The organism is Acinetobacter sp. GWC1_38_13, assembly GCF_001767535.1.
Classification (GTDB): Bacteria; Pseudomonadota; Gammaproteobacteria; order Pseudomonadales; family Moraxellaceae; genus Acinetobacter; species Acinetobacter junii.
Genome location: NZ_MELG01000112.1, coordinates 1 through 3,751, shown reverse-complemented (window position 1 = coordinate 3,751; position 3,751 = coordinate 1). Strand labels below are relative to the sequence as shown.

Sequence of the window (3,751 nt, the reverse complement as noted above, 5' to 3'; positions counted from 1 at the left end):
GTTGGTTGAATCAATGGCATTTACTTCTTGGTGGCTTTGTCATTGTCATTCTTGCCATCCGCTATATCGCAATGACAGCCTTATATGCACATTTCATGCAGACCAGCTCCAAAGAACAAGCTGGTACTGATTTTACGATTTTAGTTTGCTTCGAACTATTGGTTTATTTCATTGGCGGTGCAGTCTCAGGTTTCTTAGCCAAAGCATTTGGTTATGGAAACTTCTATCTCATTCTCGCAGTTTCATCCGTTTTAAGCGTGTTGCTTAGTCAACTGCTTATTCGCAAAGCAAAACAAACGCAACAACTCATCTAGGGGTCATTTATGAAAGTTCGTTCACTTTCGACATCATTAACACTGCTCAGCTTGGCGATCAGTACGCAACTTTATGCTCAAAATGTCGAGCAGACTTCAACCGTAAATCAAAGTACAACGGTTGAGGCTGAGAAGCCAACTCAACTGGCACCAATTGTTATGACAGCAACTCGCTCAGCTCAAAGTATCGCTGAGATTGCGGGAACTGTTTACAGTATTAGCCAAGAAGACATTGCAAAACAAGCTGCTGCTGGGAAAAGTACCGCCGATATTTTAGGTTTGTTAGTTCCATCTTTAACACCAAGTTCAGGTACGACCAGTAACTATGGGATGACCATGCGTGGTCGTACAGTGCAATATATGATTGATGGTGTTCCGCAAACGGGCTCACGCGATAGTTCACGCCAATTAAATAGCATTAGCCTAGACATGATCGAACGTGTTGAAGTCGTGTCAGGTGCAAGTAGTATTTATGGTGCAGGTGCTACAGGTGGGATCATCAATATCATCACCAAAAGAGGTTCGGGTGATGGTGTAAATTTTGAAACCAAACTCGGCGTTACTTCAGGTGATAATTTCAAAAGTGATGCTTTAGCTTATGAAGCGTTTCAGTCTGCATCATTTAACCAAGGGGATTGGAGTGGTTTTATAGGTGCTAGCTATACACAACGAGGTGAAATTCAAGATAGTCGAGGTGATCGTGTAGGTCCAGAAGTTGCACAAACAGATCGTCAAGATACTGAAACTGTAGATGTGAATGGTCGTTTAAGCTGGCAGTTGGCAGATAAGCAAAAATTAAGTATCGGTGCGCAATACTATAATGATGAGCAGGACAGTGAATATGGCGCTGATTATGGTCCAGGCTTATCTGTTTTACTTCTAGGGGCAAAACCTAGTCAAAAAGCTGTAAAAGTTTTAGAGCTTGATACTCAACCACGTACTAAGCGCAGTGCAGTAAATGCACAATATGAAAATCAGGATTTTCTTGGTCAGACTTTAAATGCAGAGGCCTATTATCGTACTGAAAAAGGGCGATTCTTCCCAAGTGCAAATGCTTTAGCACATGCATCTATTCCAGGTGGAAGAACATTTATTGTTACCCAATCAGAAACAGATATTGATGTTTTTGGTGCTCGTTTAGCACTTCAAAGTAAGCTCAATCTGGCAGAACGTGCATTAAATCTAACTTATGGTGTGGATTACGATAAGGAAAATGGCAAACAAACAGCACAACTTTATGATCTAAATACTTTTATCAGTAGTAATGGTCTAAAGTTTAAGCCTTTAAATAATTATGATTTTGGTCCAGATGTAGATACTGAGAAGCTTGGTTTCTTCTTACAGAGTCAATTTGAAGTCACTGATCACTTAAACCTACAAGCAGGCGTGCGCCATGAACGAATTGATAGCCAAGTGCAGGATTCTGTTCCTTATTCTGAAGCGATGGTTGCAGACTTCGTCTCAGGATATAGTCCTAAAACTTTAAATGGTGGTTCGGTCAAGCATGATGCAACTTTATTTAACTTAGGCGCAGTTTATCATTTAACAGATGCTCAACAAGTCTTTGCCAATTTCTCTCAAGGTGCAAACTTACCAGACGTACAACGTATGCTCAGAGACGTTCCAGCAAACTTTGTTGTAAGCAATCAAACCATTGATCCAATTAAAGTGAATAGTTTTGAGCTAGGTTGGCGTCTACAAGACAATGCGTTAACCACAGGGCTTACGGCGTTCTATAACAAGTCGGATAAATCTTTGAAATTTGGTCCACCAAACTTTGCAATCGAAGTGATTGATACCGATGAACGTGTTTATGGCCTAGAAGGCAATGTGAAGTATGCGGTGACTGATGCATGGAATGTCGGTGGTACTTTAGCTTATACACGTGGTCAATTTAAAAATACAAATGGAAAATGGCAAGAGTTAGATGCGATTCGTGTAGCACCCTTAAAAGGTACCGTATATTCAGATTGGCAATTTAATGATGGTCTAGGTTTACGCGTTCAAACTCTGGCTGTTGGGGGTACGGATAAAGCGTGTAAAGATGCAATTAAGTATGGAAGCCGTCCACCAGCAGAAATTAAAGGTTTTGCAGTGATGGATGTGATTGTCAATACGAAAGCCGGTCCGGGTACATTAGGATTTGGTGTTTATAACGTTTGGAATACTGATTATAAGTCTGTATATAGCCAAGCAGTTTCGACTGTGTATGGCGATATTTCTAGTCTAGCTGCACAAGGTCGTACTTATGGTTTGAGTTATACCCTCAAATACTAATCTAATCAAAAAGGCATCTGTTTTAGATGCCTTTTCTTTTGATGATTTTCATGATGAACAATAATTTAAAGTTTTTAGCGCTAGCTGCTTTGATCAATGGAACTTGTTTTTCCATGATTCTTCCTTTACTGGCACCTTTGACTCGACAGCTACATTTATCCGAATTCCAAGGTGGAGTGATCGTTTCAGCAGGAGCGATCTGTATGGCTATCGCTTCAATATGGGTTGCTAAAAATAAAAGTAATCAATCTCCACAAAATCTAGTGAATTATGGTTTTATGGGAATGACCGTAACATGGGCGCTTTTTACTTTCATACTGGCTTTGGGCTTAGAGGCGATTTTGCCTTCAGTATTGATTTTCATTTTGTTGGTTTTAAGTCGTGCTTCGACTGGCATTTTTATGGCAATGCCACAAATCGGTCTACAAAGTTATGTCATGACAGAATCAACTGAAACAACGACTCGTAGCAAGAATATGACATTGTTTGGTGCGATGAACAGCTTTGGTATTATTGTCGGACCTTTGGCGACTTCGTTGTTATTGTATGGTGGACTATTATTTCCAATGTGGTTCGCGGTTGCTTTACTGGCATTAGTCAGTTTGGCACTCTTCATGATTTTTAAGAAAAAGAGTGATATACGGTCAGATGCAGATAAGGCATCAGAACAAAGTTCAAATACAGTTTTGAATCAGCAAAATATTATCAAACATAGTTTAATTTGGTTGGCTTTAGGTTTTTCTACTTATGTTGCAATCGTGACATTGAACATGACTGCTGGATTTTATATCCAAGATAAATTCTTTCTGAGTAGTCAGCAAAGCGCAGTGTATTTCTCTCAATGTATGGTTGTTGTTGGTATCTGTCTGGTGGTGACACAGTTGCTGATTGTAAAAATGATTAAGCTACAACTACATAGTCTTGTATTAATCGGCATTTTGACCATGTGCTTTGGGTTGCTACTATCTCTTTATGCACAAAGTATTGTGGTATTTCAAGCTAGTTATATTTTCTATGGTATTTCAGTCGCTTGCTTATTACCTGCATTTACAACAGGGGCAGCACAAGCAGTTACACAAGATTCTCAAGTTAAAATGGCAGGATATTGCACTGCAACTCAAGCTTTTGGTTTGATTTTTGGTCCTCTAGTTAGCACTTAT

The 3,751-nt window shown here is 39.6% G+C and carries 2 protein-coding genes and 1 pseudogene; all 3 read left to right on the top strand.

Annotated elements, in window-relative coordinates:
• Positions 1–314, top strand: a pseudogene (locus A2003_RS11965) (MFS transporter); the annotation flags it as partial.
• A 9-nt stretch (positions 315–323) separates the two neighbouring features.
• Positions 324–2,591: a TonB-dependent receptor gene (locus A2003_RS11960; protein WP_286687432.1), complete on the top strand. Its 2,268-nt coding sequence runs from the start codon at positions 324–326 to the stop codon at positions 2,589–2,591.
• A gap of 26 nt (positions 2,592–2,617) precedes the next feature.
• The coding region (locus A2003_RS11955; RefSeq protein WP_286687431.1) for an MFS transporter at positions 2,618–3,751 on the top strand (1,134 nt) is incomplete at its 3' end.